The organism is Rhizobacter sp. P2_H2, from assembly GCF_056403375.1.
This window is the reverse complement of the sequence record NZ_JBFUFP010001447.1, coordinates 1-1,080: the sequence shown is the minus strand read 5'-3', so window position 1 is coordinate 1,080 and position 1,080 is coordinate 1. Positions and strand designations below refer to the sequence as shown.

Sequence of the window (1,080 nt, the reverse complement as noted above, 5' to 3'; positions counted from 1 at the left end):
GGTGAAGGTCGGCGACACGGTCAAGTTCGTCAACGAGGATCCGTTCGCGCACAACGTGTTCTCGTTGTCCGACGCGAAGAGCTTCGACCTCGGCTCGTTCGGCCAGGGCGGCTCGAAGACGGTCACGCTCGACAAGCCCGGCACGGTGGAGGTCGAGTGCGCGGTTCACCCGGACATGCGCATGGTGATCGAGGTCGGCAAGTGAAGCCGCACGACAGCCGCGCCCTGTGGATCGGCGCGCTGATCGTCGCGTGCCTGCTGAGCTGGGCCAGCGGCGTGCAGGCCCAGCCGCTGCCGCGCGACAGCCGCGACGCCTCGGTGTTCCGCGGCGGGCTGGTGTTCGCGAACTACTGTGTCACCTGCCACGGCATCAACGCCGACGGCAACGGCCGTGCCGCCCGCCTGTACGACCCGCGGCCGGCCAACCTGCGCACCACCGACAAGAACGATGCGTACCTCGGGCTGATCGTCAAGCTGGGCGGGCAGGCGCTGGGCCGATCGCCGTTCATGCCGCCGTGGGGCGCCGAGCTCACCGAGGAACAGATGCGCGACCTCGTCGCCTACGTGCGCTCGCTGAACCTGCGGGCGGACGCGGCGCCGTAGCTCTTCGGCCCGGTTCGTCAGCCGTGCGCCCAGAACACCGCGAACCAGCCCTGCGGATCGGTCCAGTGCTGCATCTGGCGAAAGCCCGATTCGCGCAGCAGCGCCTCGAAGCTCGCCACCGTGTACTTGTACGAGCTCTCGGTGTGGATGCGCTCGCCGGCCGCGAAGTGCCGGGAGTGCCCGGGCCAGCGCACGTCGAGCTCGCGCACGGCCTGCAGGTGCATCTCGATGCGCGACAGCCCGGTGTCGAAGCGCGCCACGTGCTGCCAGTCGGGCAGCGCGAAGTCGGTGCCGATGCGTCGGTTCAGGTGCGGCAGCAGGTTGCGGTTGAACGCCGCGGTGACGCCCAGTGCATCGTCGTAGGCCGACTCCAGCAGATGGGTCGGCTTCACCAGGTCGACGCCGATCAGCATGCCGCCGCCGCGCGCCTGCTCGCGGGCACTGGCCAGCAGCCGCGACGCCTGCTCGGGCGTGAAG

3 protein-coding genes are annotated in these 1,080 nt (G+C 69.9%); 2 read left to right on the top strand and 1 reads right to left on the bottom strand.

The features are described from left to right. Both AC1D15_RS33820 and AC1D15_RS33815 read left to right on the top strand, forming a co-directional pair. On the top strand, nt 1–205 hold a 205-nt coding region (locus tag AC1D15_RS33820), incomplete at its 5' end, for a cupredoxin domain-containing protein (protein WP_477829507.1). Beyond that, a complete protein-coding gene (locus tag AC1D15_RS33815) occupies nt 202–603 on the top strand; it encodes a c-type cytochrome (RefSeq protein WP_477829506.1) in 402 nt (133 codons plus the stop codon). The genes AC1D15_RS33820 and AC1D15_RS33815, both read left to right, overlap by 4 nt. A 17-nt stretch (nt 604–620) precedes the next feature. Here the strand turns inward: AC1D15_RS33815 and AC1D15_RS33810 are convergent. Then, a partial coding sequence (locus tag AC1D15_RS33810; RefSeq protein ID WP_477829505.1) for an L-histidine N(alpha)-methyltransferase occupies nt 621–1,080 on the bottom strand: 460 nt, incomplete at its 5' end.